Origin of the sequence: Flavivirga amylovorans (genome assembly GCF_030540875.1) — a bacterium.
Classification (GTDB): domain Bacteria; phylum Bacteroidota; class Bacteroidia; order Flavobacteriales; family Flavobacteriaceae; genus Flavivirga; species Flavivirga amylovorans.
Genome location: NZ_JAUOEM010000006.1, coordinates 237,357 through 258,767, shown reverse-complemented (window position 1 = coordinate 258,767; position 21,411 = coordinate 237,357). Strand labels below are relative to the sequence as shown.

23 protein-coding genes and 1 tRNA gene are annotated in these 21,411 nt (G+C 31.6%); 11 read left to right on the top strand and 13 right to left on the bottom strand.

The window, feature by feature from the left end:
• Positions 1-33: 33 nt before the first annotated feature.
• The 5 genes from Q4Q39_RS17220 to rpe all read left to right on the top strand — a co-directional run bounded on the left by Q4Q39_RS17220 (position 34) and on the right by rpe (position 3,212).
• Positions 34-483, top strand: a complete 450-nt coding sequence (locus tag Q4Q39_RS17220; protein ID WP_303283797.1) for a GatB/YqeY domain-containing protein — start codon at positions 34-36, stop codon at positions 481-483.
• 146 nt (positions 484-629) lie between these two features.
• Positions 630-703 (top strand) — tRNA-Arg (locus tag Q4Q39_RS17215).
• A 340-nt stretch (positions 704-1,043) separates the two neighbouring features.
• Positions 1,044-1,907 carry a sigma-70 family RNA polymerase sigma factor gene (locus Q4Q39_RS17210; RefSeq protein WP_034041378.1) on the top strand — a complete coding sequence of 288 codons (864 nt, stop codon included), beginning with the start codon at positions 1,044-1,046 and terminating at the stop codon, positions 1,905-1,907.
• A gap of 183 nt (positions 1,908-2,090) precedes the next feature.
• A complete protein-coding gene (locus Q4Q39_RS17205) occupies positions 2,091-2,510 on the top strand; it encodes a BLUF domain-containing protein (protein ID WP_303283796.1) in 420 nt (139 codons plus the stop codon).
• Between the two features lie 39 nt (positions 2,511-2,549).
• Positions 2,550-3,212, top strand: coding sequence for a ribulose-phosphate 3-epimerase (gene rpe, locus Q4Q39_RS17200; protein WP_303283795.1), 663 nt, complete (start codon positions 2,550-2,552; stop codon positions 3,210-3,212).
• Here the strand turns inward: rpe and Q4Q39_RS17195 are convergent.
• Positions 3,209-3,625, bottom strand: a complete 417-nt coding sequence (locus tag Q4Q39_RS17195; protein WP_303283794.1) for a CBS domain-containing protein — start codon at positions 3,623-3,625, stop codon at positions 3,209-3,211. The genes rpe and Q4Q39_RS17195 overlap by 4 nt on opposite strands.
• A 155-nt stretch (positions 3,626-3,780) precedes the next feature.
• Between Q4Q39_RS17195 and Q4Q39_RS17190 the strand changes: the two genes are divergently transcribed.
• The 4 genes from Q4Q39_RS17190 to Q4Q39_RS17175 all read left to right on the top strand — a co-directional run bounded on the left by Q4Q39_RS17190 (position 3,781) and on the right by Q4Q39_RS17175 (position 6,864).
• On the top strand, positions 3,781-4,341 hold the full coding sequence (locus tag Q4Q39_RS17190; protein ID WP_303283793.1) for a TetR/AcrR family transcriptional regulator: 561 nt from the start codon (positions 3,781-3,783) through the stop codon (positions 4,339-4,341).
• 63 nt (positions 4,342-4,404) lie between these two features.
• Entirely contained in the window at positions 4,405-4,812 is a 408-nt protein-coding gene (locus Q4Q39_RS17185) for a nuclear transport factor 2 family protein (RefSeq protein ID WP_303283792.1), read from the top strand.
• 312 nt (positions 4,813-5,124) lie between these two features.
• Positions 5,125-6,111, top strand: a complete 987-nt coding sequence (locus tag Q4Q39_RS17180) for an alpha/beta fold hydrolase (RefSeq protein WP_303283791.1) — start codon at positions 5,125-5,127, stop codon at positions 6,109-6,111.
• A gap of 144 nt (positions 6,112-6,255) precedes the next feature.
• Positions 6,256-6,864 carry a pyridoxamine 5'-phosphate oxidase family protein gene (locus tag Q4Q39_RS17175; protein ID WP_303283789.1) on the top strand — a complete coding sequence of 203 codons (609 nt, stop codon included), beginning with the start codon at positions 6,256-6,258 and terminating at the stop codon, positions 6,862-6,864.
• On the opposite strand, the gene Q4Q39_RS17170 is transcribed toward Q4Q39_RS17175, so the two are convergent.
• The 3 genes from Q4Q39_RS17170 to Q4Q39_RS17160 all read right to left on the bottom strand — a co-directional run bounded on the left by Q4Q39_RS17170 (position 6,851) and on the right by Q4Q39_RS17160 (position 9,203).
• A complete protein-coding gene (locus Q4Q39_RS17170; protein WP_303283788.1) occupies positions 6,851-7,702 on the bottom strand; it encodes a zinc-dependent peptidase in 852 nt (283 codons plus the stop codon). The two genes, Q4Q39_RS17175 and Q4Q39_RS17170, sit on opposite strands and share 14 nt — an antisense overlap.
• A 442-nt stretch (positions 7,703-8,144) precedes the next feature.
• Positions 8,145-8,372: a hypothetical protein gene (locus Q4Q39_RS17165; RefSeq protein ID WP_303283787.1), complete on the bottom strand. Its 228-nt coding sequence runs from the start codon at positions 8,370-8,372 to the stop codon at positions 8,145-8,147.
• A 51-nt stretch (positions 8,373-8,423) separates the two neighbouring features.
• On the bottom strand, positions 8,424-9,203 hold the full coding sequence (locus Q4Q39_RS17160) for a prohibitin family protein (protein WP_303283786.1): 780 nt from the start codon (positions 9,201-9,203) through the stop codon (positions 8,424-8,426).
• A gap of 288 nt (positions 9,204-9,491) precedes the next feature.
• Here Q4Q39_RS17160 and Q4Q39_RS17155 point away from each other — a divergent pair, with 288 nt between their 5' ends.
• A complete protein-coding gene (locus Q4Q39_RS17155) occupies positions 9,492-10,949 on the top strand; it encodes a PKD domain-containing protein (RefSeq protein ID WP_303283785.1) in 1,458 nt (485 codons plus the stop codon).
• A gap of 329 nt (positions 10,950-11,278) precedes the next feature.
• On the opposite strand, the gene Q4Q39_RS17150 is transcribed toward Q4Q39_RS17155, so the two are convergent.
• The 6 genes from Q4Q39_RS17150 to Q4Q39_RS17125 form a co-directional block, all read right to left on the bottom strand.
• The gene (locus Q4Q39_RS17150; RefSeq protein WP_303283784.1) at positions 11,279-12,715 is read right to left on the bottom strand and encodes a glycosyltransferase family 2 protein; all 1,437 of its coding nucleotides are present in this window, start codon (positions 12,713-12,715) and stop codon (positions 11,279-11,281) included.
• Positions 12,716-13,141: 426 nt separating this feature from the next.
• Entirely contained in the window at positions 13,142-15,400 is a 2,259-nt protein-coding gene (locus Q4Q39_RS17145; protein ID WP_303283783.1) for a polyribonucleotide nucleotidyltransferase, read from the bottom strand.
• A gap of 225 nt (positions 15,401-15,625) precedes the next feature.
• Positions 15,626-15,895 carry a 30S ribosomal protein S15 gene (gene rpsO / locus Q4Q39_RS17140; protein ID WP_303278477.1) on the bottom strand — a complete coding sequence of 90 codons (270 nt, stop codon included), beginning with the start codon at positions 15,893-15,895 and terminating at the stop codon, positions 15,626-15,628.
• 253 nt (positions 15,896-16,148) lie between these two features.
• A complete protein-coding gene (locus Q4Q39_RS17135) occupies positions 16,149-16,460 on the bottom strand; it encodes a hypothetical protein (RefSeq protein ID WP_303283782.1) in 312 nt (103 codons plus the stop codon).
• 22 nt (positions 16,461-16,482) lie between these two features.
• Positions 16,483-17,451, bottom strand: coding sequence for a sodium-dependent bicarbonate transport family permease (locus Q4Q39_RS17130; RefSeq protein WP_303283781.1), 969 nt, complete (start codon positions 17,449-17,451; stop codon positions 16,483-16,485).
• 20 nt (positions 17,452-17,471) lie between these two features.
• On the bottom strand, positions 17,472-17,675 hold the full coding sequence (locus Q4Q39_RS17125) for a hypothetical protein (protein WP_303283780.1): 204 nt from the start codon (positions 17,673-17,675) through the stop codon (positions 17,472-17,474).
• Between the two features lie 84 nt (positions 17,676-17,759).
• Between Q4Q39_RS17125 and Q4Q39_RS17120 the strand changes: the two genes are divergently transcribed.
• A complete protein-coding gene (locus Q4Q39_RS17120; RefSeq protein WP_303283779.1) occupies positions 17,760-18,683 on the top strand; it encodes a LysR family transcriptional regulator in 924 nt (307 codons plus the stop codon).
• A gap of 189 nt (positions 18,684-18,872) precedes the next feature.
• Here Q4Q39_RS17120 and accD read toward each other — a convergent pair whose 3' ends face one another.
• From accD to Q4Q39_RS17105, 3 genes are all read right to left on the bottom strand, one after another.
• Positions 18,873-19,730, bottom strand: a complete 858-nt coding sequence (accD, locus tag Q4Q39_RS17115; protein WP_303283778.1) for an acetyl-CoA carboxylase, carboxyltransferase subunit beta — start codon at positions 19,728-19,730, stop codon at positions 18,873-18,875.
• Between the two features lie 334 nt (positions 19,731-20,064).
• The gene (fbaA, locus tag Q4Q39_RS17110) at positions 20,065-21,132 is read right to left on the bottom strand and encodes a class II fructose-bisphosphate aldolase (RefSeq protein WP_303283777.1); all 1,068 of its coding nucleotides are present in this window, start codon (positions 21,130-21,132) and stop codon (positions 20,065-20,067) included.
• A 134-nt stretch (positions 21,133-21,266) separates the two neighbouring features.
• Positions 21,267-21,410 (bottom strand): hypothetical protein, encoded by a 144-nt coding sequence (locus tag Q4Q39_RS17105; protein WP_303283776.1) that lies wholly within the window; start codon positions 21,408-21,410, stop codon positions 21,267-21,269.
• Position 21,411 lies beyond the last annotated feature (1 nt).

Here is a 21,411-nt window from a genome sequence, read left to right as displayed (position 1 = left end):
TTTTTTATATCTTCGCATTTAAATAAAATTATAATGGGTTTACAACAAGATGTTATGTCAGCTTTAAAAGAAGCAATGAAAGCTAAAAATCAAACAGCTTTAACGGCTTTGCGTGCTGTAAAATCTGCTATTTTATTGGCACAAACTGAAAGTGGAGCAAAAGAGGATTTAACAGAAGAACAAGAGCTTAAAATACTTCAAAAACAAGTAAAACAACGAAGAGATAGCGCTGCTATTTATTTGGAGCAAGGAAGAGAAGACTTAGCTTCACCGGAATTAGCAGAGGCAGATGTTATTGCTCAATTTTTACCAGAAGCTTTAACCGATGAAGAAATTGAAAAAGTAGTTGTTATGACTATAGATCAAATAGGAGCAGAGGGTATGAAAGATATGGGAAAAGTTATGGGAATTGTTAGCAAAGAGTTAGCAGGGCAAGCTGATGGTAAAACCATTTCTAATATTGTACGACAAAAATTAGCATAAATTAATAGTTAACAAATATTAGTTGTCATTCCGAACGAAGTATGAGGAGGAATCTCATAATTATAAGGTTTATTTTTATTGAAATTAAAGATTTCTCGTCGTTCATGCTTCACTCTGTCGAAATGACAATTTATAATTAAATAAATGGCTGCGTAGTTCAACTGGATAGAATATCAGATTTCGGCTCTGAGGGTTGGGGGTTCGAATCCCTTCGCGGTCACTGAGCGGGACAAATTCTTAATATAGGGTTTGTTCTGTTTCTTTTTTGCCTCAAAAACCTTATTAATACTGGAGATTTTAAGCGGTTTGAACTGCTTTAAATATCTTTTAGATTTTCAATAAAGAGTAGTAAAAAAAATATTTATATGATTCATAAAAATAGTAAATATCTCATTTTTCGTGTAATCTACAAAGGTATTAATGTGACTTTCTTAATTTTTTCGGGTCTAAAAAATGAATACAAAAAATAATTTGAAACTTTTTGTAACATTATACGACATATATACGTATAACCACATGAATGCCCAAATATTCAATTAAAAATCACAGGATAACTTTAGATGAGACAACTTAAAATTACGAAGCAGGTTACTAATAGAGAAACCGCTTCGTTAGATAAATATCTACAGGAAATAGGAAAGGTTGATTTAATTACAGCTGACGAGGAAGTAGAATTAGCACAACGTATTAAAGCTGGAGATCAGATAGCTTTAGAGAAGTTGACAAAAGCTAATTTACGTTTCGTTGTATCGGTTGCAAAACAATATCAAAACCAAGGTTTAACATTACCAGATTTAATTAATGAAGGTAATTTAGGTTTAATTAAAGCGGCACAACGTTTTGATGAAACACGTGGTTTTAAATTTATATCATACGCTGTTTGGTGGATTCGTCAATCAATTTTGCAAGCATTGGCTGAACAATCTCGTATTGTACGTTTACCATTAAACAAAATTGGATCTATTAATAAAATTAATAAAACATTTGCTTTTCTTGAGCAAAGTCATGAACGTCCTCCAAGTGCAGAGGAAATTGCTAAGGAACTAGACATGACTATTAATGATGTTAAAGAATCTATGAAAAACTCTGGTCGCCACGTAAGTATGGATGCTCCTTTAGTTGAAGGTGAAGATTCAAACTTATACGATGTACTTAACAGTGGTGAATCGCCAAATCCAGATAGAGAATTATTACATGAGTCTTTACGTACTGAGATTGAGCGTGCTTTGGAAACATTAACACCCCGTGAAGCAGACGTAATCCGCTTATACTTTGGTTTAGGAAATCAACATCCAATGACTTTAGAAGAAATTGGTGAAACATTTGACTTAACACGTGAGCGTGTGAGACAAATTAAAGAAAAAGCGATTAGAAGACTCAAGCATACTTCTAGAAGTAAAATATTAAAAACATATTTAGGTTAGTAATTTTTTTACGACTAAATTACGACAACAAACAGTTACACATAACTGTTCGTTTTTTGATTGATGAAAGAACCCTCGGCTGATTACCGGGGGTTCGTTTTTATTCCCTTTAATATAAATATTGATCTCCAATCACTCCATTATATTATTTTTTGTATTTTAGATTGAACCAATTTTTTTTAAATGCTAAAGACAATATGCTATATTAGTGATTCTTGTCAGGAAGAATCATTAAATACTCTCAAAATTTTATTTTCAAAAGCGAAAAAAAATAATTCAAAATATAACATAACAGGTGTATTGATATACTCTAACGCTAATTTCCTACAAGTTCTTGAAGGTGATCGAGTTAGCGTTGATGCCACTTTTAAAAGAATAAGTTTAGATAGAAGACACAGAAATCTTTTTAAAGTTATCGACATAAATACACAACAACGTATTTTTGAAGACTATAATTTCGGGTTCACTATAGTTGATAACAGCAAAGAACTAGGTGAACTTAACGAATATCTCGAATGGCTAAGAAAAGCAGATAATAAGTCAGCTAATAAAGTTGTTAACATGGTTGAAAATTTTATTGCGCAAAAAATAGCTAAACAATAAGTAAAACAGTTATTTTTGCCGAATAAACAAAAATATTCCATGAGTTCTAAACTAATTGCTCCATCAATTCTGGCTGCAGATTTTGCAAACCTTCAACGTGATATAGAAATGGTTAATACCAGTGACGCCGACTGGTTTCACATTGATATTATGGATGGGGTATTTGTACCTAACATTTCTTTTGGAATGCCTGTTTTACAGGCTATTACAAAATATGCAAAAAAAACGATTGATGTACATTTAATGATTGTTGATCCTGATAGGTATATTAAAACGTTTGCAGAATTAGGTAGTGATGTACTTACCGTACATTACGAAGCTTGTACGCATTTACATAGAACTTTACAAGCTATAAAAGCTGAAGGGATGAAAGCTGGTGTAGCACTAAACCCACATACTAATATAAATGTTTTAGAAGACACTATAAATGACATTGATTTAGTTTGTATTATGAGTGTAAATCCAGGGTTTGGAGGGCAGAGTTTTATTGAAAACACATATAACAAAGTATCGCAGTTAAAAGAATTAATTGTACGTAAAGGTGCTTCAACAATTATAGAAATTGATGGCGGTGTGACTAATAAAAATGCTAAAGCACTTGTAGATGCTGGCGCCGATGTTTTAGTTGCCGGAAGTTATGTCTTTAAAAGTAGTGACCAAATCACCACTATCAAAGATCTTAAAGCGCTAGCTAATTCTTAATATTGCTTTAGCAGATAGTTTATTAAATCTGTTGTAGTTACAATACCGACCAAAAGTGAATCGTCTACAATTGGTAAAGCATGAAACTCATTATTAGCTAAAATTTCAGCGACTTCTTTAATAGTTGTATCGCTAGAAACACTTACTAGGTTTTTTGTCATGACCTGTTCAATAGTAAACATATTATAAACTATTGTGTCAATACTATTCTCATCATCTGTTGCATCTGCAAAACTAATTCTAAGTAAATCAGTATAACTTAACATACCAATAATAGATTCACCACTAACAACAGGAATATGTCTAATGCCATTCTTTTTAAAAAGCATTTCAGCTGTTTCTAAAGTATCTTCTTTATATAAAGCAATAAGATCCTTGCTCATTATTTCTGAAACTGGAGTTCTTCTTTTCATCTCACTTGGTTTTAAATTCCATATTAAAATTAAGCATGAAAAGGAAAATAAAGTATGATAAAAATCATGTAGCAAACATTAAAAACGAGAAAATAAAATGTTAAAGTTATGTTAATAACGAACAGACCTGTCTGTTTTTATTATATATTTGCATTATGAAAAGATTAGGAGTAAAAGAACGTATTATAGAAACAGCATCAGATCTGTTTTATCATAATGGCTATAATCAAACTGGTATTAATCAAATTATTGCTGAAGCTGGAGTTGCTAAAGCTAGTATGTACCAACATTTCAGGTCTAAAGAAGATATTGCAGTCGCTTACCTAATAGATAGGCATAGTATGTGGATGGGAAAATTATTTGATTATCTATCAACAGAAAACACTAGTAAAGGAAAAGTAATTCGTTGTTTTGATTTTTTAACAGATTGGTTGTGTGAAGTAGATTTTAGAGGCTGTGGATGGCAAAATATTATAACAGACTTACCAAGTGATCATGATAAAATTAGAGATCAAGCCATAAATCATAAAAATGAAATAAGACATTATATTCATAGCTTGTTAAAAGATGCTCCTGAATATTCCTTAGAACAAGCAGAAAGTTTAGGAGATCAAATTATAATACTTATTGAAGGTGCTATTATTTTATCCCAAATTCAAAAAAACAAATGGCCTATTATAGCCGCTAAAAATGCATGTATTAATTTATTAAAATAAAACACCAAGATAATATTTTTATAAACAAAAAGAACAGACCTGTCTGTTCTGTTAGCTGAAACAATGAAAAAATTAACACCACCTTTTAACAAAGAAACAGCAGAAGCCAAAGTACGAGCAGCAGAAGATGCTTGGAATAGCAAAGATCCATATAGAGTATCGTTAGCCTACTCTAAAAATTCAAAATGGCGTAATAGAAACTTATTTTTTCAAGGCAGAGATGCCATTGAACAGTTTTTAAGCAGAAAATGGAAAAAAGAATCACATTATAAATTAAAAAAATATTTATGGTGCTTTTCCGAAAACAGAATTTCTGTTCGCTTTGAATATGAATGGCTAAACGAAAAAACACAACAATGGTATAGAACACATGGTAATGAACATTGGGAATTTGATAATGACGGATTAATGAGAGTGAGAGATATGAGTGCCAATGATATAAAAATAAATGAAAACGAACGCAAATTATAAAAATTATGAAAACATTAAATAGCAACCAAATTACAAGTATAGAACTCATCTTGACTTTTTCTATTTCCTAAAGAATGGCTAAAATTCACCCATATTTTGTTACTTTTTTTTATGCTTAGCACTGTTATGCCTTGCAAAAAATGCTTCATCTGAACAAATCTTATCTCATTCCTGCCCATCCGGCAGGCGGGTTCGGTTAAAAACAAAAAGTCAAGATGAGTTCATAGCAAAAACACCCAAAATTAATATTTGGAATATTAAAAGACGATACCGATAAATGCGTCATATTAAATAACAATTAAATAAAACATTATGAAAACACAAATTTTAAAATCAATTTTGGGTTTAACCCTATTAGCAATTGTATCCTTTGGAGTATTGTCTTTTAATGGCTTAAAAAATGCTAAAATTAGTAATGCGATTGAAAAGACCCCTTATCCAACATTACACAAAAACGTCACTATAAATGGATTAAATATTTTTTACCGTGAAGCTGGGGACATTAATAAACCAACGATTATATTATTACATGGTTATCCAACATCATCATATATGTTTCGTAATTTAATAACAGACTTGTCTGTTCAGTATCATGTGTTAGCTCCTGATTATCCTGGTTTTGGAAAAAGCGATCAACCTTTAATAAAAGATTTCGATTATACTTTCGATAATATGTCAAAAATTGTAGAAGCATTTATAAATGAACTTAATGTAGAAAAATACAGTTTATACTTAATGGATTATGGTGCGCCAATTGGTTATAGAATTGCCACTAAACATCCAAACCGCATAGAGTCGTTAATTATTCAAAATGGGAATGCCTATGAAGAAGGTTTACTTGAATTCTGGAACCCTATTAAAAAGTATTGGAATGATTATACTATTGAAAACGGCAAAACCCTTGAAGGTTCCCATTCTATTGATGGATTGAAATGGCAATACACGCACGGCGTACAAGATATATCGAAAATTAGTCCAGATAACTGGACAATAGATTTACATCATCTTACAAGACCAGAAAATAATGAGATACAATTAGCCTTGTTTTATGATTATAGAACCAATGTAACATTATATCCAGAATGGCAACAATATCTTAGAGATTATCAACCACCAACACTCATTGTTTGGGGCAAAAATGATATTATATTCCCTGCTGAAGGGGCATATTCATACAAAAAAGATTTAAAAAACTTAGAAACTCACTTATTGGACACAGGTCATTTTGCTCTTGAAGAAAAAGGTATTGAAATAGCAAATTACATACTGAATTTTTTAAAAAAGAACCAAATAAAATAATCCAAATAAAAAAGACACATAAGAATTGAATGTCTGGTTGAGCGTAGTCGAAACCTTCATATTTAACGAAGTATTTTAGTTCTCGACTGCGCTCGAACAGACAAAAAATCAGACTTTTTCACCTTTTTTATAACAGTTATGACCATGAAACATACCAGCGATATTGCATTTACACCAGCAGTAAAAGAACTTCAGGAAAAATATGGCTCACGAAAATCTTATGAACGTATGGAACTATCCGGAGGATGGCAACATGAGATCAATTCGAATTTATTCCACATACTACAAAATATGGATTCTTTTTATTTCGCAACCTCTAATAATAACAATCAACCATATATACAGCACAGAGGCGGGCCTAAAGGTTTTTTAAAAGTATTAGATAATAAACGGTTAGCTTTTGCAGATTTCTCTGGAAATAAGCAATATATTTCAATAGGAAACCTTAGCGAGAATAATAAAGCTTATATTTTTCTAATGGATTATTCCAACCAAACCAGAATCAAAATTTGGGGAACAGCTGAAATTATTGAAAATGATAAGGAGTTAATCAATTCATTATCTGATGAAAACTATAATGCTAAATCTGAAAGAGCTATCATTTTTACGGTTGAAGCCTGGGATGTTAATTGCAGACAGCATATCCGACGCCGTTTTACGATAGAGCAAATTGAAGAAGTAACAAAACCTTTATATGATAAAATTAAAGCATTACAAGAGGAAATAAATATTCTAAAAACTAATACCCCTTAACTTTAAAATTAAGCATCTGCTTTATTTTACTATAAATTTCTGGAAACTGAGATCTAAATTCTTGAGGTGTTTCTATAAAATTCTCAATAGTAACCGCTAAAAACTCAAATTGATTTGTGTAGGCATATTTTCTAAAATAATCAGACGCTTGTAATTCATCACGTAGTAATTCGTTTTTAGAGAATAAAGCAGATAATTCTTTAAAAGAATCACTAAAAATAATGGAGCTTACATCCCGTTCCTTCATACTATTAATATGAATTGCATGTGTAATCTCATGGATTCCTAAATTCAAATTATCACTTTCATTATCGAAACCTTTTACAAAGTCTTCCCAGGATAATACCAGAGTTTTAAACCTAGGATTAAATTCCCCCTTATGATATGCCTTATTTATATTAGAATAATAGTTTCCAGGATATATGACTATTTTTGAAATAATCCCAATATAAAAATCACGAAAACCAAACGTTAGCATTACAGCGGTAGACGCTATTAAAACTTTTATTTCATCGTTAATTACGATGCCATCTCTGCCAATAAAATCTTTATCTTTTATAAAGGATGCTACTCGATGTTCAAAATACTTTTTCTCTTGGGTTGTGAGTTTTTTATAAAAGGAAAATTGATTTCTTAAAACAGCTTTTTGATTTTTATTTAAACGTCTTAAACGAAGATAAAAATGATTATATAATGGTCGTTTGTATTTAAGCACGTAGCCCATTTCTATCATTTTCATACCATAGTTTATAAATATATACCCCATGGCCACAAAGAAAATACCGAGAATGATCTGACTACCTAAACTGTATTGTTGAATTACTAAAATTTGGAACATATGTAGCTTAACGCTCTTAATTAAAATATAATATACACTTTAATGTTAATTGTTCGTGTAAAATAACTAATTTAAAAGCATAGTTAAGCAACAAAACAAGGTTTATTATAATTTAAAACCTTATTTTGAATCAACTGACAAAACAAAATTATATAGAGATTCTTTTCATCCTTTTCTAAAGCACAATTTTCACTTCGCTAGATACAAATATTGAACAGTCAATATGCATGGAAACTTGCAAAAACCGCTTTTAAAGAATATTTTCGTGTTAACGAAGTACAATACAATAAAGGTGGTATCAAACATTGTAGAGTATATTACCAGTAAAAATAATATGAATAGTGCTGAGCTAAACTTGAATCAAATACGAGTAATTTATTACGAGTGAAAATTTTAGATTATTATAGAGGCATATAAAATGGCATAACCACCATATACTATTTTATGTAATCGATAAACCTCCTTTTAGCCTTCTTTCAATCTTATGTTTTTTCTTAGTTAGCAGTTTCATAATATGCATCAGGTATGGATCCTTATTTTTTTTATAGAGCTCATTAATACTAAGTATTAACGATTTTGCTTCTCTTGATGCTGAAACTCGATCGCTTGTGGTCATCTTGCTCACTTTCCTTTTATCAAATTCTAAAGCTTTTTCTATTAAGTCTTTCATAATACGAACATTTTTTATACAGTTTATATTATATCTTAATGTATATTTCGCTTACTCATCCGAATTAATCAATAGAGGTGTTTTTCCATCAGTAATAATTATTTTACTATTAGTTGATTCAGCTAATTTATTGAAAGCCTCTATGCTTCTAATTTTAATAATTTCCTGTGTTAATCCTTCAGAAAGTATTTTTTGGGCATCTCGTTCTCCTTTGGCATTTATTACTTTTCTTTCGGCTTCTAGCGTTGCTTGCTGTAATACAAACTCCATTCGCATGGCATCTTGTTCTGCCTGTAATTTTCGCTCTATAGAATTGGCTAAACCTTTGGGTAATTGTATACGTTTCATTAAAACAGCAATGAGTTCTATTCCGTCTGCTTGCTTTTTAAGATTTATTTCCATTTTATTTTTAATTTCCTCTTCTATTTTTGCTCGCATTCCAGAATGCATATCCTTAGCGTAAAATTGCGCGCAAACATCGGAAGAGGCTGATCTAAACACACTAGTAATTATAGATTCATACCCTTGTCCTAAATTCTCTAACACAGAAGGAATCTTGTTTTGTACTAAACGGTATAAAATAGAGATTTCAGAATTTACGCTAAGCCCTTCTTTACTAGGTAAAGTCAAAATAAGTTTTATATTTTTGGTTTGTGTAGATTCTTTAATCACTTTGCTTATAAAAGGGTTATAAAATACAGTCCCTTGAGTTGATACTTCATTTGAAAATTTACCTAATGTCTGTTTTACCCCAGCTTCACCAGGTTTTATTACTGCACAATTAGAGCATAATACTAACACTCCAATTAAAAGAAAAAAATTCGTTTTCATAACTTTTATTTTTGTACTATTTATAGATAAACAAATATCTATATTATAATTCATATATTTTTATTTATATATTTTATGAATTACATAAATAGATTTAATGAATTATATCTCAATTCTGAAATAAAAAAATTAAATTAATATGAAGAAGCTAAAATCATCACATTCAAGCAATACCTGTTTTTCAAAATATTGTATAAAAAACATATTTTGAATATAAAGTAAAAAAAGTATAGTGAATCTTACACTTTTACTATATTTGAAATTAAACCCCCAATCAATAAAAATACTATGAAAAATTTATTTGTATGGCTTGCTGCAATATGCATTATAATAGTGACTGCCTGTAGTTCTGATGATGGTTCCCAAGTAGACGACCCTGACTCAAGCATTGACAATGAGAGTGTTATATCAACAGTATTAAAAGCCAGTAGAACTAGTGGACCAGCTCCTTTAGCTATTCAATTTAGTGCCATAGAAACGACTCACGAAAATAAAGATGTCAATACCTTTAGGGAATTAGCATATCATTTTACATTCAACGACGAAGCTAGTGGCGTATGGAAACATAGTAACAAATCCAAAAACTCGCAAATCGGAGGTCCAATTGCTTCTCATGTTTTTGAGTCTGCAGGATTTTATACAGTAAAAGTAAGAGCTCAGGATAGTGAAGGAAATTTTAATGACGCATTTGTTGAAATTACAGTAACAGACCCTGATAAAGTATATATTGAAGAAAATACCGTTGTAATAAGTACAAATTCGCATGTTTCTGAAGCTCCAGAAGACGCTCTTTTACTAACAGATCAAACTTTTTGGCCTGTATGGGAATCTGGAAAACGTTACCTATTAATGTCTGGTCAAGATTTCACTTCATTTGGTCCAATAAACCTTAAAAAAGTTCAGGATATACAAATAGGCAAAAATGGAACAAATGCAGACCCTATTATAGACGAGGTAAACATAGAAAGAGGTAAACCATCCACATCAGATTGGGCCGCTCGTGTAGTCGTTTCAGATTTAAATTCACAAGCTATAAACCTTCCTAATACTTCTGAAGATATTTATATTATTAGAGGAACTAACACTAGTTTTTATGTAGGGACTACTGTTGAGTATTATGTCTTGAATGGTACGGCAAACGAATCACAAAGTATGCGATACCCTTCAAATATTTTTATGTATGAATCAACAAATACAGCACCCACTACTAGTTTTAACTCTTGGGTATTATCAAATGGGTTTAATATGTTAGGTACCGAGTTAGCAAATCCCGCACAGCATAATATAAGGCCTAGATATGCAGTAAATACATTTATTGGTCATAATTTATTCTATAATGCAGGTTCTGCCCATCATAATATTAAACTACATAGTGGCGGTATATTATTAAAGGAGGACGAAATCTTAGCAAAAGACAGTATGAATAGTGCTAGTCGTTGGATAGTAGTTGCTAATAATACATTGGGAGATGGTTCTGCTCAAAAAAACCCGTGGTCTATTACATTCGATCCTCAAAATTCAATAAGCGAAGAAGGTGTACATGATGTTATTGTTGAAAATAATGTTTTCAAATTTGACTTCCAGGTAGAAACTGTTTTTGGAGGACGCAATCTTATAGAAAGAGGAAATACCAGTACAGGAGATTATAAAACCATAACTAATCAAAATGTAAACGTATTGCCGTCTGATTGGAAAGGCCCTTATTATATAGATGCTCCGCAAATATTACCTGATTCACCTCAATAATAGAACTCATTTAGACTTTTTAGAGTTGCAAAACAAAGCACCAACTCAAAAATGCTCCAGTACAAAGTTATAGGGGCTATTGTATAGTAGATGATATTTTCAGCGCATGTACTCATGATTTACCAGCTGAAAGTGCTTTGTATGGAGATAGAGGTTATACAGATTATGAACTGTAATACCATTTCTACATTGAAATTACTGTAAATTAGGTTTTAATATGTCAAACTAACGTTGAAATTAATACTGTTTGTGATGGCTTTCCAAATCAAGCATATAATCTAAATTATTGGAAACTCGAGTTGATTGTTTGAAAGTTTATAGCCTTTAAATTATTTCTTTTCAGGTAAACTACGCGTTAACCAGCCTCTTTTATTGGCTGTTACTATGGCATAAGGTGTAATCCAAAACAAACCAAATGTGTATAAAATACTGTAAGTGTAGGCCCAAAAAGATTCTTTGGTTTTATACCTGTTTGCATAGAATATTACAGAAAACGTTGATAATATTAGTATACTTAAAAATGTAGAACTCAAAAATAAAATGGGATGGGTAGTCACAAAAAATAGCATAAACAATAAGAAAGGATATGCCATTATTATTTTTAATGATTGACTTAAAAAAAGAAGCCGTGGAGCTGTTTTTGGTCCTTTTCTAAAATTTTTAAATACGTATTTTGACATTTCAATATTTTCACGAACATTACTTCTTCCCCATCTGATAAACATTTTATACAAACCACTATATTTTTCTGGTACGTTGGTATATGCGTAAGCATTTCGTTGGAATAAGACGCTATAGCCCTGTTTCAAAATCATGTTTGTCATGGCTCTATCTTCTCCAATATCTGAAAGTTGTCCCATAAAAGTTTGATTGATCCATTCTGGAAGACAGGCAAAAACAGCTTCACTTCTGTATGCAGCTAAGGCTCCGGGAGTACATAAAACAGAATTTAAATTACTTTCTGCTGAACGTACAAATTCGAAACTCAAAACAAAGCTTACATCTAACATTTTAGGTAATAAAGATGTTTCTTTATTTAGCACACGAATGTTTCCTGCTACCGCTCCACACTTTTTATTTGTAACGAATGGACTCACTAAATTTCTTAGTGTGTCTGACTTTACAATAGAATCGCTATCTACAGTAACAAAAATGTCTCCATTTCCTTGATTAAAACCTCTATATAAAGCATGACGTTTCCCTTTGTTTTTAGGTTGTTGGTAAATTTCCAAACGGTCTCCTAATTGTTTTTTAGCATCTAGCATCCATTCCCAAGTATCATCTACGCTTCCATCGTCAATAGCTAGTAATTGCAACTTCTCTTTAGGGTAATCACTATTTATTAAACTCATTAAAGTGTCCCAAACTTGCTTGCCTTCATTATATGCAGGAACGATGACTGTACAGGTTGGTAATTCGTCATTAGATACAGATGCAATATGTTTGTATTTAAAATAATGATATAAGTTATAAATAAAAAAACTGCCTTTAAATACTAAGAAGGAGATAGAGGCTATCATAAATGAAAATCCTAATGTAGAACTCATGCGTTCTATATTAAATTGTATGTAATCTTCCTTTAAAACAAAGCCTAAATAAACAGCATCAATCATAAGTAAAAAAGTACATGTTAAAACCAAAAGACCCCAAATGTCTGATTTTTTTAGCGACGATAGATATTTACTAATAATGGTAGATTGAGGCGCATGAAAAATGTGATTTTTTAATGGCTTTAATAGTTTAGAAACTATCTTTTTGATTTTCATAAGTTTTTATTTTGATTATAAGCTTTAAACCTTTTACGTAGTAAAAATCGTTTCAGACTTTTTTTAATATTTATTTAAGAAAGTAATTGTGATTAGTGTCTAAAATGGAGTAGGTTGTTAAAATTTTAGTCAAGATAAGTTCAAAAAGAACTGCTTTTAAATAGCTGTAGAATGATATAAAAAAACTTAAATCTGTTACGACAAATTGAGGTAAGAATTCTAAAATAATTTGAAAAATTAATCTGGATTTTCTAGTCTTTGGTAAAGAAGCTTAGCTTTATCGTGTCTACATCAAAATTAGATTTAACGGCAACGCTAATTATACCATCTTAATAGCCTATGAATTTTGAAAAGGCTGTTTAGAAACATAAAAAACCCTCCCAAAACTAAATTTGAGAGGGTTTGAACTTATAGATTTAAAAGATATTAATCTTCTTTCTTATCTTCTCTAGGTTTTCTGTCATCGCGACGGTTATCACGTCCACGATTGTCTCTACCTCTATTATCACGTCCTCTGTTATCACGACCATTACTTTCTCTTGGTGGTCTTGCTACATAACCTTCTGGCTTTGGTAAAATAGCTTTACGAGATACTTTTTCTTTACGTGTTCTGGAATCAACTCCAAAATACTTCACATCAAAAACGTCTCCCATGTTTACAACGTCAGATACATTTTCTGTACGTTCCCAAGCTAATTCACTTACGTGCAATAATACTTCATTACCAGGCGCATCCATATATTCTACAACAGCACCAAAATCAAGCATTTTAATAACTTTCACTTCGTAAACGCTACCCACTTCTGGTTTAAATAATAAAGAATCTATTTTTGCTAAAACAGCATCAATACCTTCGTTACCAACACCTAAAACTTCAACAATACCTTCTTCAGTAACAGGGTCTTCATTAATAACGATTGTTGTTCCAGTTTCTTTTTGTAATTCTTGAATGACTTTTCCACCAGGGCCAATTAAAGCACCAATAAATTCGTTAGGAATTCTTCTGGTAATCATTTTTGGAGAGTGTGGTTTCACATCTTGAGCAGGAGCAGAGATCGTATCAGTCAATTTACCTAAAATATGTAAACGACCTTCACGAGCTTGTTTTAAAGCATTCACAAGGATTTCATACGATAATCCTTTCACTTTAATATCCATTTGGCAAGCTGTTATTCCATCTGCTGTACCAGTAACTTTAAAATCCATATCACCTAAGTGATCTTCATCACCTAAAATATCAGATAATACAGCGTACTTTCCAGAATCTGCATCAGAGATTAATCCCATAGCAATACCAGAAACAGGTTTTTTAAGTTGTACACCAGCATCCATAAGAGCCATTGTACCAGAACATACTGTTGCCATAGAAGACGAACCGTTACTTTCTAATACCTCACTTACAACACGAACGGTATAAGGACAGTCTTCTGGAACCATTCCTTTTAAAGCACGTTGTGCTAAGTTACCGTGTCCTACTTCACGACGAGACGTGCCACGAATTGGTCTAGCTTCACCCGTTGAAAAAGGAGGGAAGTTATAGTGTAAATAGAAACGTTCTTCACCTTCAAAAGAAGGCATGTCTATTTGGTTAGCTTCTCTAGATGTTCCTAAAGTAACTGTCGCTAATGCTTGAGTTTCTCCACGAGTAAAGATTGCAGAACCATGTGTAGATGGTAAATAATCTATCTCACACCAAATAGGTCTGATTTCATCAGTCTTACGACCATCTAAACGTAAACCTTCGTTTAAAGTTAAATCTCTAACTGCTGCTTTTTCAGCTTTGCTATAATATTTAGAAATTAAACCACCAACATCTTCTAGTTCTTCTTCAGAGAAGGTTGCTTTTATTTCTTCTTTAATCTCAGCAAATGAAGCTCCTCTTTCATGTTTAGCAGAACCTGCTTTTGCAACAGCATACACTTTATCGTATGCCATATCATGAATTTTCTTTGCTAAATCTTCATCTTCTCTTTCTGGTTCGTATTCACGAACTTCTTTTTTTCCGAATGCTTCAGCTAATGCAACTTGAGCAGCACATTGTACTTTTATTGCTTCATGCGCAAACTTGATAGCTTCAGTCATTTCTTCTTCAGAAATCTCATCCATTTCTCCTTCAACCATCATTACTGAGTCTGCAGAAGCGCCAATCATCATATCGATGTCAGATTCTTCTAACTGAGTTCTAGTTGGGTTGATAACAAATTCACCGTTTACACGACCAACTCTAGCTTCAGAAATGGCACATTCAAAAGGAAAATCTGATAATTGAATCGCAGCAGAAGCCGCTAATCCAGCCATAGCATCTGGCATAACATCATCATCATGAGACATTAACTGAATCATCACTTGTGTCTCACTGTGATAATCTTTAGGGAACAACGGACGTAAAACACGGTCTACAAGACGCATTGTTAAAACTTCGCCATCACTAGGTCTTGCTTCTCTTTTAAAGAAACCTCCTGGATAACGTCCGGCCGCAGCAAATTTTTCTCTATAATCAACCGTTAATGGTAAGAAATCAACGTCTGCTTGTTTGTAATTGGAAACAACTGTACACAAAAGCATACAATTTCCTGATTGCACTACAACGCTACCATGCGCTTGTTTTGCTAATTTTCCAGTTTCGATAGAAATTTCTCTACCGTCACCTAGGTCTATGACCTCTCTAAAAACTTTTGGAATCATAAATTTTTTAATTCTAATTAAACAATGGTCGTTGTGTTGTTGTAGTGTTGTGTTTGACCAATGAAAAACTATATATCCCGAAATTGTTTCAGGATCTGCTTAATCATAAAATACATGATTTATACTCTCACGCTAGAGTTATATTATTTACGTATTACTTGACTTTTTAGTCCATAAGTATAATAGCGTAAAAACAAAAAAGAGGCTGAAAAGCCTCTCTTTTAATTATTTTCTTAATCCTAATTCTTTTACTATGGCACGATATCTTAAGATATCTTTCTTAGTTAAGTAATCTAGTAAAGCACGACGCTTTCCTACTAATTTCACTAATGAACGCTCTGTGTTAAAATCTTTACGATTATTTTTTAAATGTTCTGTTAAGTGATTGATTCTGTAAGTGAATAATGCAATTTGCCCTTCTGCAGAACCTGTGTTTTTTGCATCTTTACCGTGTTTTTTAAAGATGGCTTCTTTTTCTTTTTGATCTAAATACATGCTAATATTATTGTAAATAATTGTTATGTAAACGAAAGTTTCTCTTTCGAGCGGCAAATATAGTAATTTTTAATGATTTGCAAGATAATCTATTATAAAGAAAAGGATTAAGTCACTATTATGTTTTTAACAGGTTTATATGATTCGACTAAGCTAGGGTAACGGGAAAGCAAGAATAATTAAAAAGCCCATCAAAAAGTAACTTGATGGGCTTTTCAGACTAACTAAACTCAAAAAAACTAACTGCTACTAATCAATCTTCTACTGTTATTGTTACGGTACTTTTTATTTTTAATTTTTTACCATGTAATCTGGCATCGGTTAAAAATGATTTTGCATCATGTTTTGAATCAATAAGTTCAACGATTCTACCGCTATCATATTCGCATGCATCATTTATGTCTCCTTCAGTACGAGATAGCCTTTGTATTTTGTGAAAGTTTATTTTCACATCTAGAATGTTATTTATTATATCTGCTGCTTCTGATGGGGTAAAGTTGCCATCAATAAGTTTAATTTTTTGTTCTAGTTTTGAATCAATTGATGTTTTTAGGCTTGTTTCCATAATGTGATTTTTAAATTTATTTTTAATTAAAACTTTGAATAGTGTATAAGTATAAAGGCATTCCCAAGGTTATATTAAAAGGGAATGTGATGGCTAGTGCCATCGGTATATATAGGCTGGGACTTGCTTTAGGTGCTGCTATTTTCATTGCAGCTGGTACTGCAATATATGAAGCGCTAGCCGCAAGAATTGCAAATAATAATCTGTTACCTATATCAGAAATAAATGCACCACTCATAACAGCAACTAGTAAACCATTTATAATTGGTATAATGATGGCGAATAGTAGAGCAAATTTGCCTTTTTTAATGAACTCTGAAAGTTTTTTTCCGCTGGTAATTCCCATATCTAGTAAAAAAACAGCCAGAAATCCTTTGAAAATATCTGTAGTAAATGGTTTGATCCCTTGAGCTTGAGCATCATTAGCTAAAAAACCAATCATTAAACTTCCAATTATAAGTAAGACACTACCATTAAATAAAGCATGACGTAGTGTTGTTTTTAAAGGAACATCGGATTTTCTTTTACTTCCTTTAAAAATCATAATTAGAAAAAGGCCAACCATAATAGAAGGGGCTTCCATTAGAGCCATAACAGCAACCATGTGACCACTAAAGGGGATTTGCTCTATTTCTAAAAAAGATATTGCGGTCACAAAAGTTACTGCGCTAACTGATCCGTATGATGCAGCTATTGCACCAGCATTTTCAATGCTGAACTTTTTTCTTAGTATAAAGTATGTGTAGACAGGGACAGCAACTGCTAAAAAAATACCAAATAATAAGGACCAAATAATTTCCATGTTAAACTCGCTATGAGATAATTCCTGCCCTCCTTTAAAGCCTATAGCTAGTAATAAATAAAGTGATATGAACTTCGATGAATTTTCTGGTATTTTGAGATCACTCTTTAATTGGACCGCAATGATACCTAGAAAGAAAAAAAGTAATGCAGGATTAGTAAGGTTGTCTATTAGTAAGTGTAAATCCATAAAAGATTATATTGTAACTGTTATTTGTTAGTGTATCTGTCTTTTGCACTTAATAGAGTCATTCCAATAATTAAACCGCACAGCAATATCTCTTCTAGAAATAAATAGTTGTTTATTATTGACAGTGAAACGATAGTTGCATAAATTAATGCAATAATGATGTCATTAAGAGCGGCTGATTTTTGATGTAATCTTTTAATACTATTTAATAATTTTTCTTTCATTGTTTTTTATGTTTGATGCAAAGTTTAATTTTTTTATTCATTTATTTTTATTTATATTTATTATACAATATATAAACTATATTTATGAATTATACATTGCACCAGTTAGAGGTTTTTCTTAAAATATCTGAATTACAAAGTGTTACAAGAGCTTCTGAAGCACTTTATCTTACCCAGCCAGCTGTCTCAATTCAGCTAAAAAAGTTTCAAGAACAATTTAAAATTCCTCTTTTTGAGGTTGTTGGGAGGAGAATATATATAACTGAGTTTGGAGAGGAGGTAGGACGTGCTGCAAAAAAAATAATGGAAGAGGTAAAAGCTATAGATTACAAAGCATTATCCTTTCAAGGTGAACTTGCCGGAAAATTAAAAATAGCTATTGTATCTACCGCTAAATATGTAATGCCATATTTTATCTCAGATTTTATTAATGAAAATAGGGGGGTAGACTTAATTATGGATGTTACTAATAAAGCAAATGTTGTTAGGGCTTTGGAGAATAATGAAGTAGATTTTGCTATGGTTTCAACGCTCCCTAAAAAACTTAAAATGAATAGAATTGAGCTTATGAAAAACGAATTGTTTATGGTAGGTGGGAAGGATTATAAGCATAAAGGGAAATATTTATCTAAAACTGAGTTTCAAAAATTACCACTTATATATAGAGAACAAGGGTCTGCTACTCGATTGGCAATGGAAAAATTTATAGATTCTAGAAAAATATCTACGTATAAAAAAATGGAATTAACCTCTAATGAAGCATTAAAACAAGCTGTTATTTCTGGTTTAGGGTACTCTATTATGCCTTTAATCGGTATAAAGAATGCTATTAGTATTGGCGAATTACAGATTATTCCAGTAAAAGGACTTCCAATTATTACTACTTGGAATTTGGTTTGGTTAAGCTCAAAGAATATGTCTAATATCTCCAAAAAATTGATAGAGCATATTAATACAAACAAACAAGCGTTAATCGATAAGCACTTTGGTTGGTTAGAGAAGTATTAATTGTTTTTAATGACCAGTTTGTTATTTTTTGGTGTCATTGCTATAAAGTGATTAATGATAAGGAGAGAAATCTTAGTTATTACAAGACTTAGCAGATTATTTAAAACAAAAAAAGCCTTATCAAAATTATTTGATAAGGCTTTTCTATAATTATAGAAAGAGGAGAAAGCTTGTTTTCCTTCTTTTGTTTTATACTCTTAAAGGCTGATTCGTTATTAAATCAAGGTATTTATTTACCTGGTTTTTCAACTCCTTTCTTACTGTTATAAAATCTAAGAAACCATGTTCTAATAAAAATTCTGAAGTCTGAAAACCTTCTGGTAATTCTTTACCTGTAGTATCTCTTACAATCCGTGGGCCAGCAAATCCAATTAAAGCACCGGGTTCACTAATGTTAATATCTCCCAACATAGCGAATGAAGCAGTTGTACCACCAGTAGTTGGGTCTGTACATAAAGAAATGTATGGAATTTGTGCTTCTGCTAATTGAGCTAATTTTACAGATGTTTTAGCCAATTGCATTAAAGATAATGCAGCTTCCATCATTCTAGCACCACCAGATTTAGATATTACCATTAAAGGAATTTTTTTCTTTAATGAATAATCTGCAGCACGTGCAATTTTTTCACCTACAACACTTCCCATAGATCCACCGATAAAGGCAAAATCCATACAAGCAACTACTAAATCTTTTCCTTTAGATTTTCCAACAGCTGTTCGAACAGCGTCTTTTAAATTCGTTTTATCCTGAGCAGCTTTTAGGCGTTCAGGGTATTTTTTTGTATCAGTAAATTTAAGTGGATCTTTAGATTCTAAATTAGCATCTAATTCTTTAAACTTGTTATCGTCAAATAATATTTCGAAATATTCTTTGCTTCCAATACGTACATGATAGCCGTCTTCTGGACTTACGTAGAAGTTTTTTTCTAATTCTTCTGCATCAACAACTTTACCAGTGGGAGATTTATACCAAAGACCTTTAGGCGTGTCTTTTTTCTCTTCTGTAGTTGTTGTAATTCCTTTTGTTTTTCTTTTAAACCAAGACATAGTGATTTACAGTTTTAGATTAACGGTTGTTAGATTTTTAATCTTAATTAAGCGTTACTCATGTTAAGGATTATTCGTCCTTTAATTTTGTTAAATATGAAATCGTTAATATTTTGTATTTGAAGCGTTTGTTAAAGCTCCCTTAATTTTTAAATGGGAAGCGACAGCCAAAAGCCTGGCCACAAAATTAAACCTTTTTTTAATTTTGTGGAAACACCCTAATGATTTTTTAATTCAATAACTGTAATTAGTTGTTTTATAGGTGTATAAGTAAAAAAGACTCTGCAAAATACAGAGTCTTTAGTAAACATTATTGTAGTAAATTTACCTATGATTATAAGGTGTTTACATTGTTTAAATCTTCAAAAGCCTTTTTTAGACGTTCAACAAAAGTAACTTCACCAGCACGTAACCATACGCGTGGGTCATAGAATTTTTTATTTGGAACATCATCTCCGTCAGGATTTCCTATTTGAGCCTTTAGGTATTCGGATTTATCTCCCATATAATCACGAATACCGCTCATGAAAGCATATTGTAAATCTGTATCAATATTCATTTTTATAACACCGTAGCTGATACCTTCACGAATTTCTTCAACTGTTGAACCAGAACCACCATGGAAAACAAAATCAATATGATTTTCTTCAACATTATATTTTTTACTAATATATTCTTGAGAGTTTTTTAAGATTTTTGGAGTTAATTTTACATTCCCTGGTTTGTAAACACCGTGTACATTACCAAAAGCAGCTGCAATAGTGAATTGATCACTCACTTTACTTAATTCTTCATAAGCATAAGCTACTTCTTCTGGTTGTGTGTATAATTTAGAATCATCTACATCACTGTTATCTACACCATCTTCTTCACCACCAGTAATTCCAAGTTCTATTTCTAATGTCATACCCATTTTGCTCATGCGTTCTAAATAGGTTTTACATATTTCAATATTTTCTTCAATTGGTTCTTCAGAAAGGTCGATCATATGCGAACTAAAAAGTGATTTTCCAGTTTCTGCGTAATGCTTTTCACTAGCATCTAATAAACCATCAATCCAAGGTAATAGTTTTTTTGCACAGTGGTCTGTATGTAAAATAACTGGAACACCGTATGCTTCAGACATCGTGTGTACATGTTTTGCACCAGCTATTGCACCAGCTATTGCTGATTTTTGACCTTCGTTACTTAAGCCTTTTCCAGCATTAAATTGAGCGCCACCATTAGAAAATTGTATAATTACGGGAGCATTTAAAGCTGCTGCAGTTTCTAAAACACCATTAATTGTGTCCGAACCTATTACATTAACAGCTGGTAAAGCAAATCCTTTTTCTTTTGCAAGTTTAAAAATTGCTTGTACTTCATTGCCTGTAGCAACTCCTGGTTTAATATTGTGTCCCATTTTAAATAATTTGATTAGTGATTAATTGATGTCAAAAGTAATCATTTTTTGAATAAATAGACGTGATTTAGTTGTTTGAAAACACTAAAAAGGACTAAAACGTTATAGTATATACAGAACTCATTTATACTTTTTCAATTTGCTAAAAAATGGCTGTTTTTAGCTCTGTTTTTGTCTTTTTTTCCTTCCGTAGCTCTGCTATGCAACTCAAAAAAGTCTTCAACATAGCCAAAAACTTCTAATTTTCGCTTAAATCCAAAAAGTCTAAATGAGTTCATA